The sequence below is a fragment of the Streptomyces solincola genome, from assembly GCF_002982015.1.
In the GTDB taxonomy this organism is placed as follows: domain Bacteria; phylum Actinomycetota; class Actinomycetes; order Streptomycetales; family Streptomycetaceae; genus Streptomyces; species Streptomyces solincola.
The window spans coordinates 12,979-35,677 of record NZ_PVLV01000188.1 but is presented as its reverse complement, the minus strand read 5'-3'; the positions used below and the strand labels follow the sequence as shown (position 1 = coordinate 35,677).

The following is a 22,699-nucleotide window of genomic DNA, read 5'->3' as shown; positions in this document are numbered from 1 at the left end:
CGGCCGTCCCGCCCAGCGGGCGCGGCCGCCGCCCCCCGGCCCAGCCCCGTTAGACTCGGCCTTTGGCACATTCGCGTCCTCGGTCCTCGAGCGGGGGCCTCAGCCACCCCATCGGAAGCACGGGAAGAGATGTCGGCACCCAACAAGTCGTACGACCCAGTCGAGGTCGAGGCACTGAAACCGGAAGAGATCGAGCGCATGCGGGACGAGGCGCTCGCCGCCTTCGCCGCCGCCGCCGACCTGGACGAGCTCGCCCACGCGAAGACCGCCCACACCGGCGGCGCCTCGCCGCTCGCCCTCGCCAACCGGGAGATCGGCGCCCTGCCGCCCCAGGCGAAGGCCGACGCCGGCAAGCGCGTCGGCCAGGCCCGCGGCCAGGTCAGCAAGGCGCTCGCCGCCCGCCAGACCGAGCTGGAGGCCGAGCGGGACGCCCGCGTGCTGGTCGAGGAGGCCGTGGACGTCACACTGCCCCACGACCGCGTGCCGACCGGTGCCCGCCACCCGCTGACCACCTTCATGGAGCGCGTCGCCGACGTCTTCGTCTCCATGAGCTACGAGATCGCCGAAGGGCCCGAGGCCGAGGCCGAGTGGTTCAACTTCGACGCCCTGAACTTCGTGCCGGACCACCCGGCCCGGCAGATGCAGGACACCTTCTTCGTCCAGGGCGCCTCCCCGGACGGGAAGGCCACGAGCGGCGACGAGTCCGGCATCGTGCTGCGCACCCACACCTCCCCGGTGCAGGCCCGCACGCTGATCGACCGCGAGCCGCCGGTGTACGTGGTGTGCCCCGGGCGCGTCTACCGCACCGACGAGCTGGACGCCACGCACACCCCGGTCTTCCACCAGATCGAACTGCTCGCCGTGGACGAGGGCCTGACCATGGCCGACCTCAAGGGCACCCTGGACCACATGGTCCGCGCCCTGTTCGGGCCGGACATGAAGACCCGGCTGCGGCCCAACTACTTCCCCTTCACCGAGCCGTCCGCCGAGATGGACATGCTCTGCTACGTCTGCCGCGGCGCGTCCGTCGGCGACCCGGAGCGGCCCTGCCGCACCTGCGGCAGCGAGGGCTGGATCGAGCTGGGCGGCTGCGGCATGGTCAACCCCAACGTGCTGATCGCCTGCGGCGTCGACCCGGCGAAGTACAGCGGGTTCGCCTTCGGGTTCGGCATCGAGCGGATGCTGATGTTCCGCCACAACGTCGAGGACATGCGAGACATGGTCGAGGGTGACGTCCGGTTCACCCGGCCGTTCGGGATGGAGATCTGATGCGGGTCCCGCTTTCGTGGCTGCGGGAGTACGTCGACCTGCCGGCGACGGAGACCGGCCGCGACGTACAGGCCAAGCTGGTGTCGGCCGGCCTGGAGGTCGAGACCGTCGAGCGCGTCGGCGCCGGGCTGACCGGCCCGCTGGTGGTCGGCAAGGTCCTCACCATCGAGGAGCTGACCGAGTTCAAGAAGCCGATCCGCTTCTGCACGGTCGACGTGGGCGCGGCCAACGGCACCGGTGAGCCGCAGGAGATCGTCTGCGGTGCGCGGAACTTCACCGAGGGCGACAAGGTCGTCGTCGCGCTGCCCGGCGCGGTGCTGCCCGGCGACTTCCGGATCGCCGAGCGCAAGACGTACGGCCGGATGTCCCGCGGCATGATCTGCTCCGGCGACGAGCTGGGCATGGGCGACGACGGCAGCCACGGCATCATCGTGCTGCCGCCGGAGCACGAGGTCGGCATCGACGCCACCGTGCTGCTCGAGCTGTACGACGAGGTCCTGGACATCGCCGTCACCCCCGATCGCGGCTACTGCCTCTCGCTGCGCGGCATCGCCCGGGAGACCGCCATCGCCTACGGGCTGCCGCTGCGCGACCCGGCGCTGCTCGACGTGCCCGCGCCCAACGCGTACGGCTACCCGGTCGCCGTGGCCGACCCGATCGGCTGCTCCCGCTTCACCGCGCGCACCGTCGTCGGCCTCGACCCCGAGGCCCGCTCGCCGATCTGGCTCCAGCGCCGGCTTCAGAAGGCCGGCATGCGGCCCATCTCGCTCTCCGTCGACGTCACCAACTACGTGATGCTGGAGCTGGGTCAGCCGCTGCACGCCTACGACCGCGGCCGGCTCGACGGGCCGATCTCGGTGCGCCGCGCCGAGCCCGGCGAGAAGCTCACCACCCTCGACGGCGCGGTGCGCGTGCTCGACCCCGAGGACCTGCTGATCACCGACAACCGCGGCGCCATCGGCCTCGCGGGCGTCATGGGCGGCGCCGACACCGAGATCGCCGACGCGGTGACCGACCCGGAGACCGGCCAGACCGCCGGCACCACCGAGGTCGTCATCGAGGCCGCGCACTTCGACCCGATCGCCATCGCCCGCACCGCGCGCCGGCACAAGCTGTCGTCCGAGGCGTCCCGGCGCTTCGAGCGCGGCGTCGACCCGCTGGCCGCCGCGGCGGCCGCGCAGCGCACCGTCGACCTGCTGGTGCTGCTCGCCGGCGGCACCGCCGAGGCCGGGGTGACCGAGGTGCTGGCGCCGTCCGCGCCGCACACCATCGCCCTGCCCGCCGACCACCCCGACAAGGTGGCCGGCATGGCCTACGGCCGGGAGACGGTCGTCCGCCGCCTCCAGGAGATCGGCTGCTCCGTCACCGGACAGGACGACCTGCTGGTCACCCCGCCCACCTGGCGGCCCGACCTGCGCGAGCCCAACGACCTCGCCGAGGAGGTCATCCGGCTGGAGGGCTACGAGAACCTCCCCTCCACGCTGCCCAGGCCCCCCGCCGGCCGCGGGCTCACCGAGCGCCAGCGCACCCACCGCCGGGTCGGCCGCGCGCTGGCCGGCGCCGGGTACGTCGAGGCGCTGAACTACCCGTTCATCGGCGAGCAGGTCCTCGACCAGTTGGACCTGCCGGCCGGCGATCCCGCCCGGCGCACGGTGAAGCTGGTCAACCCGCTCTCCGACGAGGAGCCGGCGCTGCGCACCACGCTGCTGCCCGGCCTGCTCACCGCGCTGCGCCGCAACGACGGCCGCGGCAGCCACGACCTGGCCCTCTTCGAGACCGGCCTGGTCTTCACCGCCGCCGAGGAGCCGGGCATCGCCGCCCGCCTGCCCGTCCACCGCCGCCCCACCGACGAGGAGATCGCCCGCGTCAACGCCGTGCTGCCCAGGCAGCCCCGGCACGCCGCGGTGGTCCTCGCCGGGGCGCGCGAGCAGGCCGGCTGGTGGGGCCAGGGCCGCCCGGCCGACTGGGCCGACGCGGTCGAGGCCGCCCGCACCGTCGCCCGCGAGGCCGGCGCGGAACTCCTGGTCCGCCAGGGTCAGTACGGCCCCTGGCACCCGGGCCGCTGTGCCGAGCTGGTCGTGGTCGTGGACGGCGAGGAGCGGGTGGCCGGCCACGCCGGCGAGCTGCACCCGCGGGTCGTCAAGGCCCTGCACCTGCCGGCCCGCACCAGCGCCATGGAGCTGGACCTCGACCTGGTCGAGGCCGCCTCCGCCGGGCCGGTGCCCGCCCCGCGGATCTCCTCCTTCCCGGTGGCCACCCAGGACGTCGCCCTGGTGGTCGACACGGCCGTCCCGGCCGCCGAGGTGGAGCGCGCCCTGCACGAGGGCGCCGGCGAACTCCTGGAGTCGCTGCGGCTGTTCGACGTCTTCACCGGCGAGCAGATCGGCGCGGGCCGCAAGTCCCTCGCCTACGCGCTGCGCTTCCGCGCCGCCGACCGCACCCTCACCGTCGAGGAGGCCACGGCCGCCCGCGACGCCGCGGTGGCCCTCGCCGCCGAGCGCACCGGCGCGGTCCTCCGCGGCGCCTGACCGGCCCCGCTCCCCAAGCCCGCCGCCCGTCCCCCACCCAGGGGACGGGCGGCGCGGCGTTTCCGTGACGGGTTCGGCGTTCCGGGGCCCGGCGTTTCCGGGGGGCGGCCTGAGGCTTCCGAGAGCGGCCCGGCGTCTCCGGCGGCCCGGGGGTCCAAGGGCGGCGACGGCGTTTCCGGTGGCTCGGGGGGACCGCGGTCGGTGGCGATCACACGCAGGGGCCGCGTCTCTCACTCGTTCGAGTGGGAGGGCTGGTGGACGCGGTGCGGGGGCGGGGACGATCGTCGCAGTCGCCCCACCACGGGTGACGGCCCGGAGAAGGGCGGTCCGCATGCTCCGTTCCAGACCCCGCACCCCAGAGCCGTACGGCCGACCCCGCCGCCGCCGGCTCGGCCCGCTGCTGCCGCCAGTGCTGTGGGGCGCCGCCGCGGTGCTCTGGCAGCTCACCAGTCCGCTCGCCCGCCGGGACGGCGCCGCCGCCCGGTCGCTCACCGCCGGGGTCTTCTGCGCCGGGGGCGTGCTCCTGGTGCTCGGCGCGCGGCGCGGGCCGCTGAAGGAGCTGCACCGGGCGCGGGAAGTGGCCCGGGCCGCCCAGCAGGTGCTGCTCCGGCCGCTGCCGCCACGGCTCGACGGGCTCACGGTGGCCGCCGGCCAGCTCTCCGTCTCCGAGGGGGCCGCGGTCGGCGGCGACCTGTACGAGGCGGTGGCCACCCCCTACGGCGTGCGCTGCGTCATCGGGGACGTGCGCGGCCACGGCATCGGGGCGCTCGGCGCGGTCGCCGCCGTGCTCGGCAGCTTCCGCGAGGCCGCCCACGACGAGCCGGACCTCGGCGGCGTGCTGCACAGGCTGGAGCGGGCGCACGCCCGGCAGCTTCGCGAGCGGACGGCGCATCCGGCTCCGGCCGCCGAGGAGTTCGTCACCGTGCTGCTGCTGGAGATCCGGCGCGACGGCACGCTGCTGCTGGCGAGCTGCGGCCACCCGCTGCCGTACCGGCTCGGACCGGAGGGCGCTCGGCGGCTGACGGGCGGTGAGGTGCTGCCGCCGCTGGGGGTGTTCCCGCTGCCGGCCGAGCCGCCGGTGCACGAGGCCGGGACGCTGCGGCCGGGCGAGGCGCTGGTGCTGCACACCGACGGCGCCGAGGACGCCCGGGACGCCGCCGGGCGCTTCTTCGGGCTGGCCGAGCTGCTGGCGGACAGCGCCCGGACCGCGCCCGCCGCCCTGGTCCGCCGGGTGCACACCGCGCTGCTCCGGCACACCGGCGGCCGGCTCGCCGACGACGTGGCGCTGATGGTCGTACGGGACGACGGGCGCCGCCCGGGCCCGCGGCCCGAGCCGTGCCGCGCCCGCTCGGCGGCACGGCTGCCCTGCCCCTGAGGTCGTCTCACACCCGGCCGGGAGGAGAGCGGCCGGCGCCGTCCGCCCGCCGCGGAGTGTGGGCGGGACAGGCGGACGGACGGTGCACGAGGGCCGCCGCGCTGTACGAGGGGGAGCCGGCGACCCGGCCGCTCTGTGCGAGACGACCAGTCAACCGCCCCGCCCCGGTCCGCGGCACCGCGCACGGCCCGCGGAGGCGGGTACTCCGTTCACACCCCGTGCGAACACCGCTGCACTACGCTGTCGGACATCGAGCGGCCCGCAACCGGGCCGCCCTCCACGGCGCCCTCCCGGCCCGGAAGGGCGCCTGATCCGTCGTCGAGCCCCTGCCCGGGCCCGCGACCTGCGAGGGGCCACCATGCAGCCCAACACCCTGCTCGACGCCCTGCTGGACGAGGCCGGCATCTCGCACGCCGGCCTCGCCGCCCACGTCAACCAGGCCGGCCGCGCCAGGGGACTCGCCCTGCGCTACGAACACACCGCGGTGGCCCGCTGGTTGAAGGGCCAGCGGCCGCGCGGCCAAGTCCCCGACCTGATCTGCGAGGTCCTCGGCGGCAGGCTGCACCGGCCGGTCGGCCTGGACGACATCGGACTCGGCGTCCCCGGCCAGGCGCCCGCCGCGCACGGCTCCCCGCTGTCCGGCTTCGTGGAGCGCGCCACAGCCCTGTGGCGCTCCGACGAGCAGCAGCGCCCGCACATCCTGGGCGCGGCCGCCGTCACCGGCACGCCCGCGGTGATGCCGGTGTGGGAGTGGGAGAACCCCCCGGAGGACACCGACGTCTCACGCGCCGGGCGGGAGCGGGTCGGCCCCACCGACGTCGCGCTGCTGCGCGCCGCCCGCGCCCACTACGAGCTGATGTACCGAAGATCGGGCGGGGTCGCCACCCGCGCCCGGATCGTCCGCTTCCTCAACGCCGAGACCGCCCCGCTGCTGCGCGGCGGCTACAGCGACGCGCTCGGTCGCCAACTGCACCGCGCCACCGGCGGCCTCGTCGCGGTGGCCGGGATCTGCGCCTACGACTCCGACGCGCACGGCCTGGCCCAGCGCTACTTCCACCAGGCGCTGCGCCTCGCCAAGGCCAGCGGCGACCAGGGCCTGGGCGCGTACGTCATCGCACTGCTGGTCAACCAGTCGCTGTACCTGGGGGAGTGCCGGCAGGCGGTGGCGTTCGCCGAGGCGGCGCTGCGCACCGCGGGCGGCCAGATCACCCCGGCGCTCGCCGCCGACCTGCACGCGATGCAGGCCAAGGCGTACGCCCAACTCGGCGACGGTTCCGGCGCGCTGGCCTGCATCCGCCGCGCCGAGGCGGAGGCCGAGCGCATCCGGCCCGGCCGTGAACCGGACGAGACCGGTTATGTCCAGCCCGGCCTGGTCAACGTCCAGGTGGCGGAGGCGCTGCTGAGCCTGGGCGAGCTGGACGCCGCGCGGGAGCACGCCGCCGCGGCGGTGTCCACCCCGGCGCACGACCGGGGCCGGGTGCACCGGCTGGCCATGCTCAGCCGCGTCCAGTTGCGCCAGGGCGAGCCCGACCGGGCCGCGCTCACCGCCCGGGAGATGGCCGAACGGGCCCGCGGGATGGAGTCGCAGCGGCTGCGCGACCGGCTGCGCGAGGTGCGGCTGGCGCTGGTGTCCAGCGGCTGCCAGAACGCCGAGGAGACCGCCGAGCTGATCGACGGGGCGCTGCGCGTGCCGCTGTGACGTCCCCCGTGCGACGTTCCGTCAACGGCGTGCTCCTGCTGCCATGTTGCCATCCTCTTGTCGGAAGGCGGCAGAATCGTGCAGTGGACGAACCGATCCGAACAAACCGTGTATGAGAACCGCTGGTTCAAGGTCAACCTGGCGGACGTCGGTCTGCCCGACGGCCGGAGCCTGGACCACTACCTGATCCGGCTGCGCCCGGTGGCCGCCGCCACCGTCGTCAACGCGGCCAACGAGGTGCTGCTGCTGTGGCGGCACCGCTTCATCACCGGCACCTGGGGCTGGGAGCTGGCCGCCGGCGTGGTCGAGGACGGCGAGGACGTCGCGACGGCCGCCGCCCGGGAGATGGAGGAGGAGACCGGCTGGCGCCCCGGACCGCTCGCCCATCTGATGACGGTGGAGCCGTCCAACGGCCTGACCGACGCCCGGCACCACCTCTACTGGGCCGAGGAGGCGGTGTGCGTCGGCGAGCCCGAGGACGCCTTCGAGTCCTCGCGGCGCGAGTGGGTGCCGCTGAAGCTGGTGCCGGACATGATCGCCCGGGGCGAGGTCCCGGCCGCCAACATGGCGGCCGGGCTGCTGATGCTGCATCACCTGCGCCTCGGCTGACCCCGCCGGGCCGTTCCGCGCCCCGGCCGACCCGCCGGGCCGTTCTCGTACGGGAGCGGCCGCCGGCCCCCGGCGGGGGTCAGCGGCCGAACATCTGCCAGAGGGCCGCCGCCAGCGAACCGGCGGCGCCGAGCGCGGCCACCGTCGGCAGCGGCCAGCGGGTGTGCTCCAGCGCGGTCACCCGCGCGGTCAGTCCGGCCAGCTCGCGGTCGGCCTGGCCGTCGCGGTGGGAGTGCAGGGCGAGCTGCCCGTCGATCCGGGCGAGCCCGACGTCCAGGCGGCGGCGCAGCTCGGCCAGCTCCTCGGCGGCGGCTAAGTGGTCGGGGTCGGTGGGGGTCACGGCTGTCGCTCCTTCACGGCTGTCGCTCCTTCACGGTCGCGGGGACCGGCCGCACGGGCCGGTCGCTGGTACCGGGCAGTAGCGAGTCAATACGCCGGGCGGGAGCGGCGGGAGCGTGTGCGCAGGTCATATGCGCACACGCTCCGCACACCCCGTGCGAATTCCCGTCACCCGGAGTGACGGGCCAGGTGGGTGGACCCGCGTCCCCGGCCGCTCCCGGCTCAGGCGTACGGGTAGAAGCCGGAGCCCGTCTTGCGGCCCAGCCGCCCCGCGTCCACCATCCGCTGGAGCAGCGGGGGAGCGGCGTACAGCGGCTCCTTGTACTCCGCGTACATCGAGTCGGCCACCGAGGCCACCGTGTCCAGCCCGATCAGGTCGGCCAGCTTCAGCGGGCCCATCGGGTGGGCGCAGCCCATCTCCATGCCGTTGTCGATGTCCTCGCGGCTGGCGATGCCCGACTCGAACATCCGGATCGCCGAGAGCAGATACGGGATGAGCAGCGCGTTCACCACGAAGCCGGAGCGGTCCTGGGCGCGGATCGCGTGCTTGCCCAGCACCTTCTCCACCATCGCGTGGGCCCGGCTGATGGTGCCCTCGGAGGTGGTGAGCGCCGGGATCAGCTCGACGAGCTGCTGCACCGGCGCCGGGTTGAAGAAGTGGATGCCGATGACCTGGTCCGGACGGGAGGTGGCGACCGCCAGCTTCACCAGGGGGATGGAGGAGGTGTTCGAGGCGAGGATCGCGTCCTCGCGGGTGACCACCTGGTCGAGCACCTGGAAGATCTCGGTCTTGACCTGCTCGTTCTCCACGACGGCCTCGATGACCAGGTCGCGGTCGGCGAAGGCGCCGAGGTCGGTGGTGAAGGTGAGGCGGGCGAGCGTCGCGTCCCGCTCCTCCTCGGTGATCTTGCCGCGCTCGGCGGCCCGGTTCAGCGAGGTGTGCAGCCGGGTGCGGCCGAACTCCAGCGCCTCGCCCGTGGTCTCGGCGACCATGACCTCCAGGCCGCTGCGCGCGCACACCTCCGCGATGCCCGCGCCCATCTGGCCGCAGCCGACCACTCCGACGCGTTCGATGTCGGTCACATCGTGCCTTTCGCTTCAGTCCTCTTGCTGGCGGGTTCCCCGTGCCGTGTGGTTCCGGCAGCCCGTCTCGACGCCATGACGTTACTCCGTACGCGCGGATGCCGGGCGGGCCGGGGCGGGCATGACCCTGTCGGGCCGCCATGCTCGGCGTGGACGGCGGCCCGACGGCGGGCGAGCGGAAGCGAGGGGCGAGGCGATGCGGCGAACCAGCGGGGCAGCGGGCACCACGGGCGGTACGGCGGGGGGCGGGGCGATCGGCAGAAGGGGCCTGGCGGCCGCCGCCGCGGGACTGGTGGCGGCCATGGCCGCGGCCGGCGGCGCGGGCGCGGCCCCGCGGCGCGGCGGCGGAGGGCAGCCGCAGGAGGTGCCGGCCGGCGGCGGGGGCGCCGCCGGCAACACCGGCTTCCGGGGCATGTGGCTGGCGACCGTCACCAACCGGGACTGGCCCTCCAGGCCCGGCCTGACCGCGGCCCAGCAGCGCACCGAGCTGCTGGCCCTGCTGGACGCCGCGGTCCGGCGGAAGCTGAACGCGGTGATCTTCCAGGTTCGGCCCACCGCCGACGCGCTGTGGCCCTCCCCGTACGAGCCGTGGGCCCAGTGCCTGACCGGCGTCCAGGGCCGCGACCCCGGCTGGGACCCGCTGGGCACCGCGGTGAGCGAGGCGCACGCCCGCGGCCTGGAGCTGCACGCCTGGTTCAACCCGTACCGGGTCGCCACCCACGCCGACCGCACCAGGCTCACCGCCGACCACCCGGCCCGGCGCAATCCGGACTGGGCGCTGGCCTACGGCGGCAAGCTCTACTACAACCCGGGGCTGCCGGAGGTCCGGCGGTTCGTGGTGGACGCCATGCTGGACGCGGTGGGCCGCTACGCGGTGGACGGCGTCCACTTCGACGACTACTTCTACCCCTACCCGGTCGCCGGCCAGACCTTCGCCGACGAGGCCGCCTTCCGGGAACACGGCGGCGGCTTCCCGGACCGGGCGGCCTGGCGGCGCGACAACATCGACCTGCTGGTACGGGACACCAGGGAGCGGATCGCGGAGGTCCGGCCCGCCGCCCGGTTCGGGGTCAGCCCCTTCGGGGTGTGGCGCAACGCCGCCACCGACCCGCAGGGCTCGGACACCCGGGCCGGCGTGCAGACCTACGACGACCTGCACGCCGACACCCGCAAGTGGGCCCGGGAGAACTGGATCGACTACATCGCGCCCCAGTTGTACTGGCACATCGGCAACGCCGCCGCCGACTACCGCACGCTGACCGCCTGGTGGGCGAAGGCGGTCCGGGGCACCGGCACCGACCTGTACCTGGGGGAGGCGCTGTACAAGTGCGGCGACTCCGCCCAGCCGGCCGCCTGGCAGGACCCGGCCGAGCTGTCCCGCCATCTGACCCTCGCCGCCGGGCACCCGGAGGTGGGCGGGCACGCCTACTTCGCGGCGAAGGAGGTGGTGGCCGACCGCTCGGGCGCGATGGCACGCGTGGTCGCCGACCACTACGGGACCGCCTGAGAGCGGCGGCTCCGCCGGGCCGGGGCGCGGTGGCCCGGGGTCAGCCGCCGAAGGCGCCCGGGCCCCGCTCGTGCCGGACGACGCTGTCCGGGCCCGGCGCCATCAGCGCCTCGTGCCCGTCGTCGGCGAAGCGCACCCGGTACGGCGGCTCGCCGTCGTGCCCGAGCACCTCGATGACCTCGGCCGTCCGGTCGTGCTGTCCGACGGTCCTGCCGTGCACCAGCAGGGTGTCGCCCACGGTCGCGTGCATGGGGGTCTCCTCGTGCGGTCGCTGCTCCGGTCCTGAAGGGGGTGATTCGGCGAGAAGGAGTGCGAATCACCGCGAAAGTGGCCGTATGGCGAGTCTACGTCCGCGGGGCCCGGCCGCTCACCCGGACGAGGAGCCGAGCCGCTCCGGAGCCGACCCGGCCCGGCCCGTCGGGTCCGACCCCGCAGCCCCGCCGTCGGGGCGCCCGCCGAGAAAGCCGGTGACAGCCCGGGCCCGCACCTGCCAGAGTCACCGATCATGGACCCGATGCCCGAGCCGCGGACGCCCGAGCCGCGGACGCCCGAGCCGCGAACACCCGAGCCGCGGACGCCGCACGGCGCGGCGTACGAGATATCCACCGACCCGGCCCGGCTGGACCGGGTCCGCGTGCACGAGTGGCTGTCCACCGACGCCCCCTGGGCCCTCGGCCGCGGCAGGGACCACCAGGACCGCGCCATCGACGGCTCGCTGAACTTCGGCGCGTACGAGACGGCGTCGGGCGAACTGGTCGGCTACGCCCGGGTGGTCACCGACCACGCCACCTTCGCCTGGCTCTGCGACGTCTACGTCGACCGGCGCCTGCGGGGCGAGGGCGTCGGCAACGCCCTGGTGGCCTCGGTACGGGAGACGCTGGCGCCGCTCGGCCTGAAGCGGATCATGCTGGCCACCGAGGACGCGCACGGCCTCTACGCCCGGCACGGCTTCACCGCCCCGCCGCCCGGCCTGCTGATGCACCTGCCGCTGTGAGCGGGCCGGGCCACCGGCCCCGGACGGGCCCGGGAGGCGCACCGGCTAGCCTGAGACCACGATGAACGACCCTCTGACCACGCCCTGGGGCGAGCGCCGGCTCACCCGCTTCCCCGAGGACCCCCGCGAGCGACTGCGCGCCTGGGACGCCGCCGACGAGTACCTGCTGCGGCACCTCGCCGAATCCGGTACGCCGATGCCGTCCGGCACGGTGGCGGTGACCGGCGACCGGTGGGGCGCGCTGACCGCCTCGCTGGCCCCGCACCGCCCCGTCGTCCAGATCGCCGACTCCTCCCTCGGGCAGCGGGCGACCCGCGCCAACCTCGCCCGCGCCGGCGTCGACGAGGACGCGGTGCGGCTGCTCACCACCCGCGACACGCCGCCCGAGCGGATCGACGTGCTGCTGGTGCGCGTGCCCAAGAGCCTCGCCCTGCTGGAGGACCAGCTCCACCGGCTGGCCCCGGCGGTGCACCCCGGCACCCTCGTGGTCGGCGCCGGGATGGTCAAGGAGATCCACACCTCCACCCTGCGCCTCTTCGAGCGGATCATCGGCCCCACCCGCACCTCGCACGCCGTCCGCAAGGCCCGGCTGGTCCTCGCCGCCGTCGACCCGGACCTGCCGCGCACCCCGAGCCCCTGGCCGTACCGCTACGAGCTGCCCGCCGACGCCGCCCGGGTCGCCGGCCGCCCGGTGGTCAACCACGCCGGGGTCTTCTGCGCCGACCGCCTCGACGTCGGCACCCGCTTCTTCCTGCGGCACCTGCCCGAGGGGCTGGACGGCCGCCGGGTGGTCGACCTGGGCTGCGGCAACGGGGTGGTCGGCCTCGCCGTCGCGCTCACCGACCCGGGCGCGGAACTGGTCCTCACCGACGAGTCGCACCAAGCCGTCGCCTCCGCCGAGGAGACCTTCCGCGCCAACGGCCTGGCCGGCTCCGGGGCGTCCTTCCTCACCGGCGACGGGCTCGCGGACTTCGCCCCCGCGTCGGTGGACGTGGTGCTCTGCAACCCGCCCTTCCACAGCCACCAGGCGACCAGCGACCTCGCCGCCCGCCGGATGTTCGCCGGCGCCCGGCGCGCCCTGCGCCCCGGCGGCGAGCTGCGGGTGGTCGCCAACCGGCACCTCGGCCACCACGTCACCCTGCGCCGGGTGTTCGGCAACTGCGAGACGGTGGCCGGCGACCCGAAGTTCGCCGTGCTGCGGGCGGTCCGCGCCTGACGCGGCGGGGACGGCGGGGACGGCGTACGCCGCCTACCGCACGCCGACCCGCCGCGCGGGGTGAAGGGGACGCCCGCCTTCCGGTGCCGCCCCGGCCGGACGCGTGCCAAGCTGGTCCCATGAACCTGGAGGACCTGGTCCGGCTGCGGCGTGCGCGGGACACCATGGACCGGGACCACGCGGAGCCGCTGGACGTCCCGGCGCTGGCCGCCGCCGCCCTGATGTCCCCGGGCCACTTCTCCCGCAGCTTCCGCGCCGCCTTCGGAGAGACCCCGTACAGCTACCTGATGACCCGCCGGGTCGAGCGGGCCAAGGCGCTGCTGAGGCGCGGCGACCTGAGCGTCACCGAGGTGTGCTTCGCCGTCGGCTGCTCCTCGCTGGGCTCGTTCAGCTCCCGGTTCACCGAGCTGGTCGGCGAGACGCCGAGCGCCTACCGGGCCCGCGACCACAGCGCCGGCGCCGCGCTCCCGGCCTGCCTCGCCAAGGTCCACACCCGCCCGGTGAAGAGCGCCGCGGGACCGGTCAGAAACGGAGAAGCAGCGGCGGACGCCGCCCCGTAGTCTCGGCGGACCAGGAACCGGCCGGACGGAGACACCACGATGAGCAAGGCCCCGATGACCGCCCCGACGGCCAGCGCGCGGACGTCGGAGCCGCACGCCGCCGACAGCCACGACATGATCCGGGTGCACGGCGCGCGGGTGAACAACCTCAAGGACGTCAGCGTCGAGATCCCCAAGCGGCGGCTGACCGTCTTCACCGGCGTCTCCGGCTCGGGCAAGAGCTCCCTGGTCTTCGGCACCGTCGCCGCCGAGTCCCAGCGGCTGATCAACGAGACCTACAGCGCCTTCGTGCAGGGCTTCATGCCGACCCTGGCCCGCCCCGAGGTCGACGTCCTGGACGGGCTGACCACCGCGATCATCGTCGACCAGCAGCGGATGGGCGCCGACCCCCGCTCCACCGTCGGCACCGCCACCGATGCCAACGCCATGCTGCGCATCCTGTTCAGCCGGCTCGGCTCCCCGCACGTCGGCCCGCCCGGCGCGTACGCCTTCAACGTGCCCTCGGTGCACGCCAGCGGCGCCATCACCGTCGAACGCGGCAACCAGAAGGCCGTGAAGGCGACGTTCAGCCGCACCGGCGGCATGTGCCCCGGCTGCGAGGGCCGCGGCACCGTCTCCGACATCGACCTCACCCAGCTCTACGACGACTCCAAGTCGCTCGCCGAGGGCGCGTTCACCATCCCCGGCTGGAAGTCCGACAGCTTCTGGACGGTGCGGCTGTACGCCGAGTCCGGCCTGCTCGACCCGGACAAGGCGATCCGCGACTACACCGAGCGGGAGATGCGCGACTTCCTGCACCGCGAGCCCACGAAGGTCAAGGTCGAAGGCGTCAACCTCACCTACGAGGGGCTGATCCCCAAGATCCGCAAGTCGTTCCTGTCCAAGGACAAGGAGGCGATGCAGCCGCACATCCGGGCCTTCGTGGAGCGCGCGGTCACCTTCACCACCTGCCCCGAGTGCGAAGGCACCCGGCTCAGCGAGGCGGCCCGCTCCTCCAAGATCGCGGGCATCAGCATCGCCGACGCCTGCGCGATGCAGATCAGCGACCTGGCCGACTGGGTCCGCGGCCTGGACGAGCCCTCGGTGGCCCCGCTGCTCACCGCGCTCCAGCAGACCCTGGACTCCTTCACCGGGATCGGCCTCGGCTACCTCTCGCTGGACCGGCCCTCGGGCACCCTCTCCGGCGGCGAGGCGCAGCGCACCAAGATGATCCGCCACCTCGGCTCCTCGCTCACCGACGTCACCTACGTCTTCGACGAGCCCACCACCGGCCTGCACCCGCACGACATCCAGCGGATGAACGACCTGCTGCTGCGGCTGCGCGACAAGGGCAACACCGTGCTGGTGGTCGAGCACAAGCCGGAGACCATCGCCATCGCCGACCACGTCGTCGACCTCGGACCCGGCGCGGGCACCGCCGGCGGCGCGGTCTGCTTCGAGGGCACCGTGGACGGGCTGCGCGGCAGCGACACCCTCACCGGCCGGCACTTCGACGACCGGGCCGCGCTGAAGAAGACCGTGCGCGAGCCCACCGGCCACCTGGAGATCCGCGGCGCGCACGCGCACAACCTGCGCGACGTGGACGTCGACGTCCCGCTCGGCGTGCTCACCGTCGTCACCGGGGTCGCCGGTTCCGGAAAGAGCAGCCTGATCCACGGCTCCATCCCCGTCCGGGAGGGCGTCGTCTCCGTCGACCAGAGCCCGATCCGCGGCTCCCGGCGCAGCAACCCCGCCACGTACACCGGCCTGCTGGACCCGATCCGCAAGGCGTTCGCCAAGGCCAACGGCGTCAAGCCGGCCCTGTTCAGCGCCAACTCCGAAGGCGCCTGCCCCACCTGCAACGGCACCGGCGTCGTCTACACCGACCTGGGCATGATGGCCGGCGTCGCCACCGTGTGCGAGGACTGCGAGGGCAAGCGATTCCAGGCGGCGGTGCTGGAGTACCGTCTGGGCGGTCGCGACATCAGCGAGGTGCTCGCCATGCCGGTGACCGAGGCGGTGGAGTTCTTCGCCGACGGCGAGGCCCGCACCCCGGCGGCGCACCGCATCCTCACCCGCCTCGTCGACGTGGGCCTCGGCTACCTCAGCCTGGGCCAGCCGCTCACCACCCTCTCCGGCGGCGAACGGCAGCGCCTGAAGCTGGCCACCCACATGTCCGACAAGGGCGGCGTCTACATCCTGGACGAGCCGACCGCCGGCCTGCACCTGGCCGACGTGGAGCAACTCCTCGGACTGCTCGACAAGCTCGTGGACTCCGGCACGTCCGTCATCGTCATCGAGCACCACCAGGCGGTCATGGCGCACGCCGACTGGATCATCGACCTCGGCCCGGGCGCCGGCCACGACGGCGGTCAGGTCGTCTTCGAGGGCACCCCCGCCGACCTGGTCGCCGCCCGCTCCACCCTCACCGGCGAGCACCTCGCGGACTACGTCGCCGGCCACTGACGGAGCGCCCCGGTCCGGCGCCTCCCGGGCCGGTCCGGGCCTCCCCGCCGGGTGCTGCCGTCAACCACGCGCGGCCAGCACCGCGGTGAGGCCCTCCCGCAGGTCCCGCACGAAGAAGTCCGGGACCTCCAGCGACGGGAAGTGACCCCCGCGCTCGGGCGACCGCCAGCGGACGATCCGCCGGTAGCGCTCCTGGGCCCAGGGGCGCGGGCACTTCTCGATGTCGCGGGGGTACATGGTGATCGCCGCCGGCACGTCGACCCGGAGGCCGGGGTCGAGCGAGTCGTGGCTCTCGTAGTAGATCCGGGCCGACGACGCGCCGGTCCGGGTCAGCCAGTACAGGGTGACGTCGTCCAGGACGCGGTCCAGGGGGATCGTCTCGAACGGGCTGTCCTTGGTGTCCGACCACTCGGCGAACTTGTCCAGGATCCAGGCGAGCAGCCCGACCGGCGAGTCGACGAGCGAGTAGCCGATGGTCTGCGGCCGGGTCGCCTGCTGCTTCGCGTACGCCGCGCGGCGGCGCCAGAAGTCGCGGGTCTCCTCGGCCCACTCCCGCTCGACCGCCGTCAGCCCGTCCGTCGACACCCCGGGCGGCGCCTGCGCGAACGTCGTGTGGATGCCGAGCACGTGCTCCGGGAACCTGCCGCCGAGGACCGTGGTGATGTTGCCGCCCCAGTCGCCGCCGTGGGCGGCGAACCTGCGGTAGCCCAGCCTGCCCATCAGCTCGACCCAGGCGGCCGCGATCCTCTCGGTCCCCCAGCCGGTGGCGGCCGGCTTGTCGCTGTAGCCGAAGCCGGGCAGCGACGGGACCACGACATGGAACGCCGGCGCGTCCGCGTCCCTCGGGTCCGCCAGCTCGTCCACCACGTCGACGAACTCGGCGACGCCGCCCGGCCAGCCGTGCGTCAGGACGAGCGGGGTCGCGTCCGCGCGCGGGGACCGGCGGTGCAGGAAGTGGATGCCCAGACCGTCGACGGACGTGCGGAACTGGCCGATCCGGTCGAGTCGCTCCTCGAACGCCCGCCAGTCGTAGCCGGTGCGCCAGTAGCGCACGACGTCGACCAGATCGGCGAGCGGCACGCCCTGCCCCCACCGCCCGGGACCGGGCGCCGCGCCGCGGACCGTCTCGGCCTCCGGCAGCCGCGCCGCGGCCAGTCGGGCGCGCAGATCGTCGAGTTCGGCATCGGCCGCGCGGGCTGCGAACGCCGTCACATCACTGTTCGGACCGGGCATGGACCCTCCTGGACTGGGCGGAACCGTCTAAGGCGGTTCTAGCAGTCGGCTGATCCATGCCGCAACCGGCTAAGGTGGTTCCATGCGTGACGGCTTCCCGGAGTTCCGCCTCGGCAAGGTGCTGGCGACCAGCTTCACGGGGACGTTGTCGGAGCGGCACGGCGATGCCGTCGAGCGCATCCCCACGCCGCGGCGGCTCGTCGACTGGCTGGCGGTGAGCGGCCTCGCCGTGGACTCCTGCACCCCCGCCCAGCTCGACCTCGCGCGCGAGCTGAGGGAGGCGGTGCACCTCGCCGCGACGGCGGCCGCGACCCAGGACGCCCTGCCCGCGGCCGCCGTCCGGGTCATCAACGACCGCAGCGCCCAGGGGCGGGCCGCCGCGATCCTGACGCCCGAGGGCGAGCGGCGGTGGCGGCTCGGCCTCGACTCCCGGGTGGAGGACGCCCTGGGGGTGATCGCCGCCGACGCGATCGGCATCCTCGCGGGCGAACGGGACGGCAGGCTCGCCCTGTGCGCGTCGCCGACCTGCCGGGCCGCCTTCTTCGACACCAGCCAGAGCCGCACCCGCAGATGGTGCGACATGAACACCTGCGGGAACCGCCAGAAGAAGGCGCGGTTCCACGCCAACCAGCTCAGGAAGTCCGGCTCGGCGCAGTGAGCGGCGCGCAACGCCCGCCACCCGCGGCGGCGGGCGACGAGCCCGCCTCCCGCACCGGCGTCGGCGTCCGCAGCCCGCGGGAGTGGCCGTGCTGCCGGCGGGGACGACCGCGACCGTCCACGGCGGCGCCGTGCCCGACTGACCGGCCCCGCGCCGGCTTCGTCACGCGCCCGCGCGAGGCCCGGCTCCGCCACCGCCATTGCATAAAACTACCGCTGATTGTATAGTCATGCCATTACCGATGGAGGAGCGATGGCAGTACGAGCAGCAGTGGCGGGCGCGAGCGGATACGCGGGCGGAGAGCTCCTGCGCCTGCTGCTGGCCCACCCCCACATCGAGATCGGCGCCCTGACCGGCCACTCCAACGCCGGGCAGCGGCTCGGCGCGCTCCAGCCGCACCTCGCGGCCCTCGCCGACCGGACGCTGGAGCCGACCACGCCCGAGGTGCTGGCCGGCCACGACGTGGTCTTCCTCGCCCTGCCGCACGGCCAGTCCGCGGCCGTCGCCGAACAGCTCGGCGACGACGTGCTGGTCGTCGACATGGGCGCGGACTTCCGGCTCGCCGAAGCCGCCGCCTGGGAGGCGTTCTACGGCTCCCCGCACGCCGGCACCTGGCCCTACGGCCTGCCCGAGCTGCCGGGCGCGCGCGCCGCGCTGGAGGGGTCCAAGCGCATCGCGGTGCCCGGCTGCTACCCCACCGCCGTCTCGCTCGCGCTCTTCCCGGCGTACGCCGCGGGGCTGGCCGAGCCCGAGGCGGTCGTCGTCGCCGCCTCCGGCACCTCCGGGGCCGGCAAGGCGCTCAAGCCGCACCTGCTCGGCGCGGAGGTGATGGGCTCCATGAGTTCCTACGGCGTCGGCGGCGGCCACCGGCACACCCCCGAGATGGCGCAGAACCTCTCCGCCGCGGCCGGCGAGCCGGTCACCGTCTCCTTCACCCCGACCCTGGCCCCGATGCCCCGCGGCATCCTCGCCACCTCCAGCGCCAAGGCCCGACCCGGGACCAGCGCCGAGGACCTGCGCGCCGCCTACGCCAAGGCGTACGCCGACGAGCCGTTCGTCCACCTGCTGCCCGAAGGGCGGTGGCCGGCCACCGGCGCGGTGTACGGCTCCAACACCGTCCAGGTGCAGGTCGCCCTCGACCCGGCGGCGGGCCGAATCATCGTGGTCAGCGCCCTCGACAACCTCACCAAGGGCACCGCCGGCGGCGCGGTGCAGAGCATGAACATCGCCCTCGGGCTCCCCGAGGAGACCGGACTCCCCCTGGACGGAGTGGCGCCGTGAGCGTCGAGCGCGCAGCCGACCAGGGAAAGCCGACGACGACGGCCGCGCGGCTGCGCTGCGCGCTCGGAGCAGCGAACAAGGAGACACAGTGAGCGTCACGGCAGCACAGGGGTTCCAGGCGGCGGGCATCGCCGCCGGGATCAAGGAGAACGGCAACCCGGACCTGGCCCTCGTGGTCAACACCGGCCCCCGCCGCGCCGCCGCCGGCGTCTTCACCGCCAACCGCGTGAAGGCCGCCCCCGTGCTGTGGTCCCAGCAGGTGCTCAAGAGCGGCGAGCTGCGCGCCGTCGTCCTCAACTCCGGCGGCGCCAACGCCTGCACCGGCCCGCAGGGCTTCCAGGACACCCACGCCACCGCCGAGAAGGCCGCCCAGGTGCTGGACGTCGGCGCCGGCGAGGTCGCCGTCGCCTCCACCGGGCTGATCGGCATCACCCTCCCGATGGACAAGCTGCTCCCGGGTGTGGAGAAGGCCGCCGCCGAGCTGTCCCTGCACGGCGGCGAGAAGGCCGCCATCGCCATCAAGACCACCGACAGCGTCCACAAGACCTGCGTCGTCACCAAGGACGGCTGGACGGTGGGCGGCATGGCCAAGGGCGCGGGCATGCTCGCCCCGGGCCTGGCCACCATGCTGGTCGTGCTCACCACCGACGCCGACGTGGCCGCCCCCGAGCTGGACCGGGCGCTGCGCGCGGCCACCCGCACCACCTTCGACCGGGTCGACTCCGACGGCTGCATGTCCACCAACGACACCGTGCTGCTGCTCGCCTCCGGCGCGTCCGGCGCCACCCCCGCGTACGACGACTTCGCCGAGGCCGTCCGCGAGGTCTGCGCCGACCTCGGCCGCCAGCTCATCGGCGACGCCGAGGGCGCGTCCAAGGACATCCGCGTCGAGGTGGTGGGCGCCGCCACCGAGGACGACGCCGTGGAGGTGGGCCGCTCCATCGCCCGCAACAACCTCCTCAAGTGCGCCATCCACGGCGAGGACCCCAACTGGGGCCGGGTGCTCTCCGCGATCGGCACCACCGCCGCCGCCTTCGAGCCGGACCGGCTGAACGTCGCCATCAACGGCGTCTGGGTCTGCCGCGCCGGCTCCGTCGGCGAGGACCGCGACCTGGTCGACATGCGCTACCGGGAGGTCGTCATCACCGCCGACCTGGCCGCCGGCGACGCCTCCGCCGTCATCTGGACCAACGACCTGACCGCCGACTACGTCCACGAGAACAGCGCGTACAGCTCATGAGCACCCGCAAGCACACCGCCCTGCCCAAGGCCCAGACCCTCATCGAGGCGCTGCCCTGGCTCACCCGCCACCGCGGCAAGACCGTCGTCGTCAAGTTCGGCGGCAACGCCATGATCGACGAGGACCTCAAGGCCGCCTTCGCCCAGGACGTCGTCTTCCTGCACCACGCCGGGCTCAAGCCGGTCGTGGTGCACGGCGGCGGCCCGCAGATCAGCGCCCAGCTCGACCGGCACGGCCTGGTCAGCGAGTTCCGCGCCGGACTGCGGGTCACCACCCCCGAGGCGATGGACGTGGTCCGCATGGTGCTCGCCGGGCAGGTCCAGCGCGAACTGGTCGGCCTGCTCAACCAGCACGGCCCGCTCGCCGTCGGCATCACCGGCGAGGACGCCCACACCATCACCGCCGTCAAGCACCAGCCCCGCATCGAGGGCGAGCTGGTCGACATCGGCCGGGTCGGCGAGATCACCTCCATCGACACCGGCGCCATCCAGGCCCTGCTCGCCGACGGCCGCATCCCGGTCGTCTCCTCCATCGCCCGCTCCCAGGACGACCACCATGTCTACAACGTCAATGCTGATACGGCGGCTGCGGCACTCGCTGCGGCGCTGGACGCCGAGACGCTGATGGTGCTGACCGACGTCGAGGGCCTCTACGAGGACTGGCCCGACAGCGACGAGGTCATCAGCCGGCTCACCGCCAGCCAGTTGGAGAAGCTGCTGCCGGACCTGTCCAGCGGCATGGTGCCCAAGATGGAAGGATGCCTGCACGCCGTGCGCAACGGCGTCACCACCGCCCGGGTCATCGACGGCCGGGTCCCGCACTCCATCCTGCTGGAGATCTTCACCGACGAGGGCATCGGCACCATGGTGGTGCCCGACGCCGCACCGACCCCCGGGGGGCCCGCATGAGCGAGAACGACCACCTCCAGCAGCGCTGGGGCGCCGCCCTGATGAACAACTACGGCACCCCCCGCCTGCCCCTGGTCCGCGGCGAGGGCGCCACCGTCTGGGACGCCGAGGGCACCGCGTACCTCGACTTCGTCGGCGGCATCGCGGTCAACGCCCTCGGCCACGCCCACCCGGCCGTCGTCAAGGCCGTCACCGACCAGATCGGCGCCCTCGGCCACGTCTCCAACCTCTTCACCGCCGAACCGCCGGTCGCTCTCGCCGAACGCCTGATCCAGCTCGCCGGCCGCCCCGGCCGGGTCTACTTCTGCAACTCCGGCGCCGAGGCGAACGAGGCCGCCTTCAAGATCGGCCGGCTCACCGGGCGCACCCACATGGTCGCCACCCACGGCGGCTTCCACGGCCGCACCATGGGCGCCCTCGCCCTCACCGGCCAGCCGGCCAAGCAAGGCCCCTTCCTCCCCCTCCCCGGCGACGTCACCCACGTCCCCTACGGCGACGCCGACGCGCTGGCGGCCGCCGTCACCGAGGACACCGCGCTCGTCGTCATCGAGCCCATCCAGGGCGAGAACGGCGTCGTCGTCCCGCCCGCCGGCTACCTCCGGGCCGCCCGCGAGATCACCCGCGACACCGGCGCGCTGCTCGTCCTGGACGAGGTGCAGACCGGCATCGGCCGCTGCGGCCACTGGTTCGAGCACCAGGCCCACGGCATCGAGCCGGACGTCGTCACCCTCGCCAAGGGCCTCGGCGGCGGCCTGCCCATCGGCGCCGTCCTCGCCTTCGGCCCCGCCGCCGACCTGCTCGCCCCCGGCCAGCACGGCTCCACCTTCGGCGGCAACCCGGTCGCCTGCGCCGCCGGCCTCGCCGTCCTGGACACCCTCGCCGCCGACGGCGCCCTGGACCGGGTCAAGCGGCTCGGCGAACGCCTCCGCGACGGCGTCGAGGCCCTCGGCCACCCGCTGGTCTCCCACGTCAGGGGCGCCGGCCTGCTGCTGGGTATCGTGCTCACCGAGCCCCTCGCGCCCCAGGCGCAGCAGGCGGCTCAGGACGCCGGCCTCCTGGTGAACGCGCCCGCCCCCGATGTCATCCGGATCATGCCGCCGCTGATCATCGGGGACGACGCCGTGGACGCCTTCCTCAAGGCTCTGCCCGGCGTCCTCGACACCGCGGTGCACCGGAAGGACGACACGGGGAAGTGAAGCGACGATGACCCAGGCGCAGGACACCGAGCACGGGGGCCCGTCCGTCCCGCAGACCCGCACCGCCCGCCACCGCAGGATCGTCGACATCCTCAACCGGCAGCCGGTGCGCTCGCAGAGCCAGCTCGCCAAGCTGCTCATGGACGACGGGCTGAGCGTCACCCAGGCGACGCTCTCCCGGGACCTCGACGAGCTGGGCGCGGTCAAGATCCGCAACACCGGCGGCGAGCTGATCTACGCGGTGCCCAGCGAGGGCGGCTTCCGCACCCCGCAGGCCCCGCTCGGCGAGTCCGCCAAGGAGGAGCGCATGCGCCGCCTCTCCGGTGAACTCCTCATCTCCGCCGAGGCGTCCGCCAACCTCGTCGTCCTGCGCACCCCGCCCGGCGCCGCCCAGTTCCTCGCCTCCGCCATCGACCAGGCCGAACTGCACGCCATCCTCGGCACCATCGCGGGCGACGACACCCTCCTCCTCATCTCCCGCGACCCCACCGGCGGCCAGGCCCTCGCCGACCACCTGCTGCGCCTGGCCCAGGGGGCGCGGTAGCGGGCCGCCCCGTCC

The 22,699-nt window shown here is 74.4% G+C and carries 20 protein-coding genes; 16 read left to right on the top strand and 4 right to left on the bottom strand.

Annotation, left to right across the window (positions count from 1 at the left end; genetic code table 11):
* The first annotated feature begins 129 nt into the window (after positions 1-129).
* From pheS to C6N75_RS13820, 5 genes are all read left to right on the top strand, one after another.
* The gene (gene pheS / locus C6N75_RS13840; protein WP_105869188.1) at positions 130-1,269 is read left to right on the top strand and encodes a phenylalanine--tRNA ligase subunit alpha; all 1,140 of its coding nucleotides are present in this window, start codon (positions 130-132) and stop codon (positions 1,267-1,269) included.
* A complete protein-coding gene (gene pheT / locus C6N75_RS13835; protein WP_105869187.1) occupies positions 1,269-3,797 on the top strand; it encodes a phenylalanine--tRNA ligase subunit beta in 2,529 nt (842 codons plus the stop codon). Before pheS ends, pheT begins: the two co-directional genes overlap by 1 nt.
* A gap of 331 nt (positions 3,798-4,128) precedes the next feature.
* Complete coding sequence (locus C6N75_RS13830; protein WP_105869186.1) at positions 4,129-5,172, top strand: PP2C family protein-serine/threonine phosphatase; 1,044 nt, start codon at positions 4,129-4,131, stop codon at positions 5,170-5,172.
* Positions 5,173-5,530: 358 nt separating this feature from the next.
* Positions 5,531-6,871 carry a transcriptional regulator gene (locus C6N75_RS13825; protein WP_105869185.1) on the top strand — a complete coding sequence of 447 codons (1,341 nt, stop codon included), beginning with the start codon at positions 5,531-5,533 and terminating at the stop codon, positions 6,869-6,871.
* A 78-nt stretch (positions 6,872-6,949) separates the two neighbouring features.
* Positions 6,950-7,480: an NUDIX hydrolase gene (locus C6N75_RS13820; RefSeq protein ID WP_105869184.1), complete on the top strand. Its 531-nt coding sequence runs from the start codon at positions 6,950-6,952 to the stop codon at positions 7,478-7,480.
* Positions 7,481-7,559: 79 nt separating this feature from the next.
* Here the strand turns inward: C6N75_RS13820 and C6N75_RS13815 are convergent, their stop codons facing one another.
* Both C6N75_RS13815 and C6N75_RS13810 read right to left on the bottom strand, forming a co-directional pair.
* Positions 7,560-7,820, bottom strand: a complete 261-nt coding sequence (locus C6N75_RS13815; protein WP_105869183.1) for a hypothetical protein — start codon at positions 7,818-7,820, stop codon at positions 7,560-7,562.
* A gap of 221 nt (positions 7,821-8,041) precedes the next feature.
* Positions 8,042-8,902 (bottom strand): 3-hydroxybutyryl-CoA dehydrogenase, encoded by an 861-nt coding sequence (locus tag C6N75_RS13810; protein ID WP_105869182.1) that lies wholly within the window; start codon positions 8,900-8,902, stop codon positions 8,042-8,044.
* Between the two features lie 196 nt (positions 8,903-9,098).
* On the opposite strand from C6N75_RS13810, the gene C6N75_RS13805 reads away from it, so the two are divergent.
* Positions 9,099-10,409: a glycoside hydrolase family 10 protein gene (locus C6N75_RS13805; RefSeq protein WP_105869181.1), complete on the top strand. Its 1,311-nt coding sequence runs from the start codon at positions 9,099-9,101 to the stop codon at positions 10,407-10,409.
* 40 nt (positions 10,410-10,449) lie between these two features.
* On the opposite strand, the gene C6N75_RS13800 is transcribed toward C6N75_RS13805, so the two are convergent.
* Complete coding sequence (locus tag C6N75_RS13800; RefSeq protein ID WP_105869180.1) at positions 10,450-10,659, bottom strand: DUF1918 domain-containing protein; 210 nt, start codon at positions 10,657-10,659, stop codon at positions 10,450-10,452.
* Between the two features lie 264 nt (positions 10,660-10,923).
* On the opposite strand from C6N75_RS13800, the gene C6N75_RS13795 reads away from it, so the two are divergent.
* The 4 genes from C6N75_RS13795 (at position 10,924) to C6N75_RS13780 (ending at position 15,624) form a co-directional block, all read left to right on the top strand.
* Positions 10,924-11,403 (top strand): GNAT family N-acetyltransferase, encoded by a 480-nt coding sequence (locus tag C6N75_RS13795; RefSeq protein WP_105869190.1) that lies wholly within the window; start codon positions 10,924-10,926, stop codon positions 11,401-11,403.
* A gap of 61 nt (positions 11,404-11,464) precedes the next feature.
* The gene (locus C6N75_RS13790; RefSeq protein WP_105869179.1) at positions 11,465-12,619 is read left to right on the top strand and encodes a methyltransferase; all 1,155 of its coding nucleotides are present in this window, start codon (positions 11,465-11,467) and stop codon (positions 12,617-12,619) included.
* A 119-nt stretch (positions 12,620-12,738) separates the two neighbouring features.
* Positions 12,739-13,179 carry a helix-turn-helix transcriptional regulator gene (locus C6N75_RS13785; protein ID WP_105869178.1) on the top strand — a complete coding sequence of 147 codons (441 nt, stop codon included), beginning with the start codon at positions 12,739-12,741 and terminating at the stop codon, positions 13,177-13,179.
* 39 nt (positions 13,180-13,218) lie between these two features.
* Complete coding sequence (locus tag C6N75_RS13780; RefSeq protein WP_105869177.1) at positions 13,219-15,624, top strand: ATP-binding cassette domain-containing protein; 2,406 nt, start codon at positions 13,219-13,221, stop codon at positions 15,622-15,624.
* Positions 15,625-15,684: 60 nt separating this feature from the next.
* Here C6N75_RS13780 and C6N75_RS13775 read toward each other — a convergent pair whose 3' ends face one another.
* Positions 15,685-16,857, bottom strand: a complete 1,173-nt coding sequence (locus tag C6N75_RS13775) for an epoxide hydrolase family protein (RefSeq protein WP_105869176.1) — start codon at positions 16,855-16,857, stop codon at positions 15,685-15,687.
* Positions 16,858-16,939: 82 nt separating this feature from the next.
* Between C6N75_RS13775 and C6N75_RS13770 the strand changes: the two genes are divergently transcribed.
* The 6 genes from C6N75_RS13770 (at position 16,940) to C6N75_RS13745 (ending at position 22,684) form a co-directional block, all read left to right on the top strand.
* Complete coding sequence (locus tag C6N75_RS13770) at positions 16,940-17,515, top strand: CGNR zinc finger domain-containing protein (protein WP_105869175.1); 576 nt, start codon at positions 16,940-16,942, stop codon at positions 17,513-17,515.
* Between the two features lie 252 nt (positions 17,516-17,767).
* Complete coding sequence (gene argC / locus C6N75_RS13765; RefSeq protein ID WP_105869174.1) at positions 17,768-18,796, top strand: N-acetyl-gamma-glutamyl-phosphate reductase; 1,029 nt, start codon at positions 17,768-17,770, stop codon at positions 18,794-18,796.
* A gap of 88 nt (positions 18,797-18,884) precedes the next feature.
* Positions 18,885-20,036 carry a bifunctional glutamate N-acetyltransferase/amino-acid acetyltransferase ArgJ gene (gene argJ / locus C6N75_RS13760; protein WP_105869173.1) on the top strand — a complete coding sequence of 384 codons (1,152 nt, stop codon included), beginning with the start codon at positions 18,885-18,887 and terminating at the stop codon, positions 20,034-20,036.
* On the top strand, positions 20,033-20,944 hold the full coding sequence (gene argB, locus C6N75_RS13755; protein WP_105869172.1) for an acetylglutamate kinase: 912 nt from the start codon (positions 20,033-20,035) through the stop codon (positions 20,942-20,944). The genes argJ and argB overlap by 4 nt, the downstream gene beginning before the upstream one ends.
* Positions 20,941-22,140, top strand: coding sequence for an acetylornithine transaminase (locus C6N75_RS13750; protein ID WP_105869171.1), 1,200 nt, complete (start codon positions 20,941-20,943; stop codon positions 22,138-22,140). Before argB ends, C6N75_RS13750 begins: the two co-directional genes overlap by 4 nt.
* Positions 22,141-22,147: 7 nt before the next feature.
* Positions 22,148-22,684: an arginine repressor gene (locus C6N75_RS13745; protein ID WP_105869170.1), complete on the top strand. Its 537-nt coding sequence runs from the start codon at positions 22,148-22,150 to the stop codon at positions 22,682-22,684.
* Positions 22,685-22,699 lie beyond the last annotated feature (15 nt).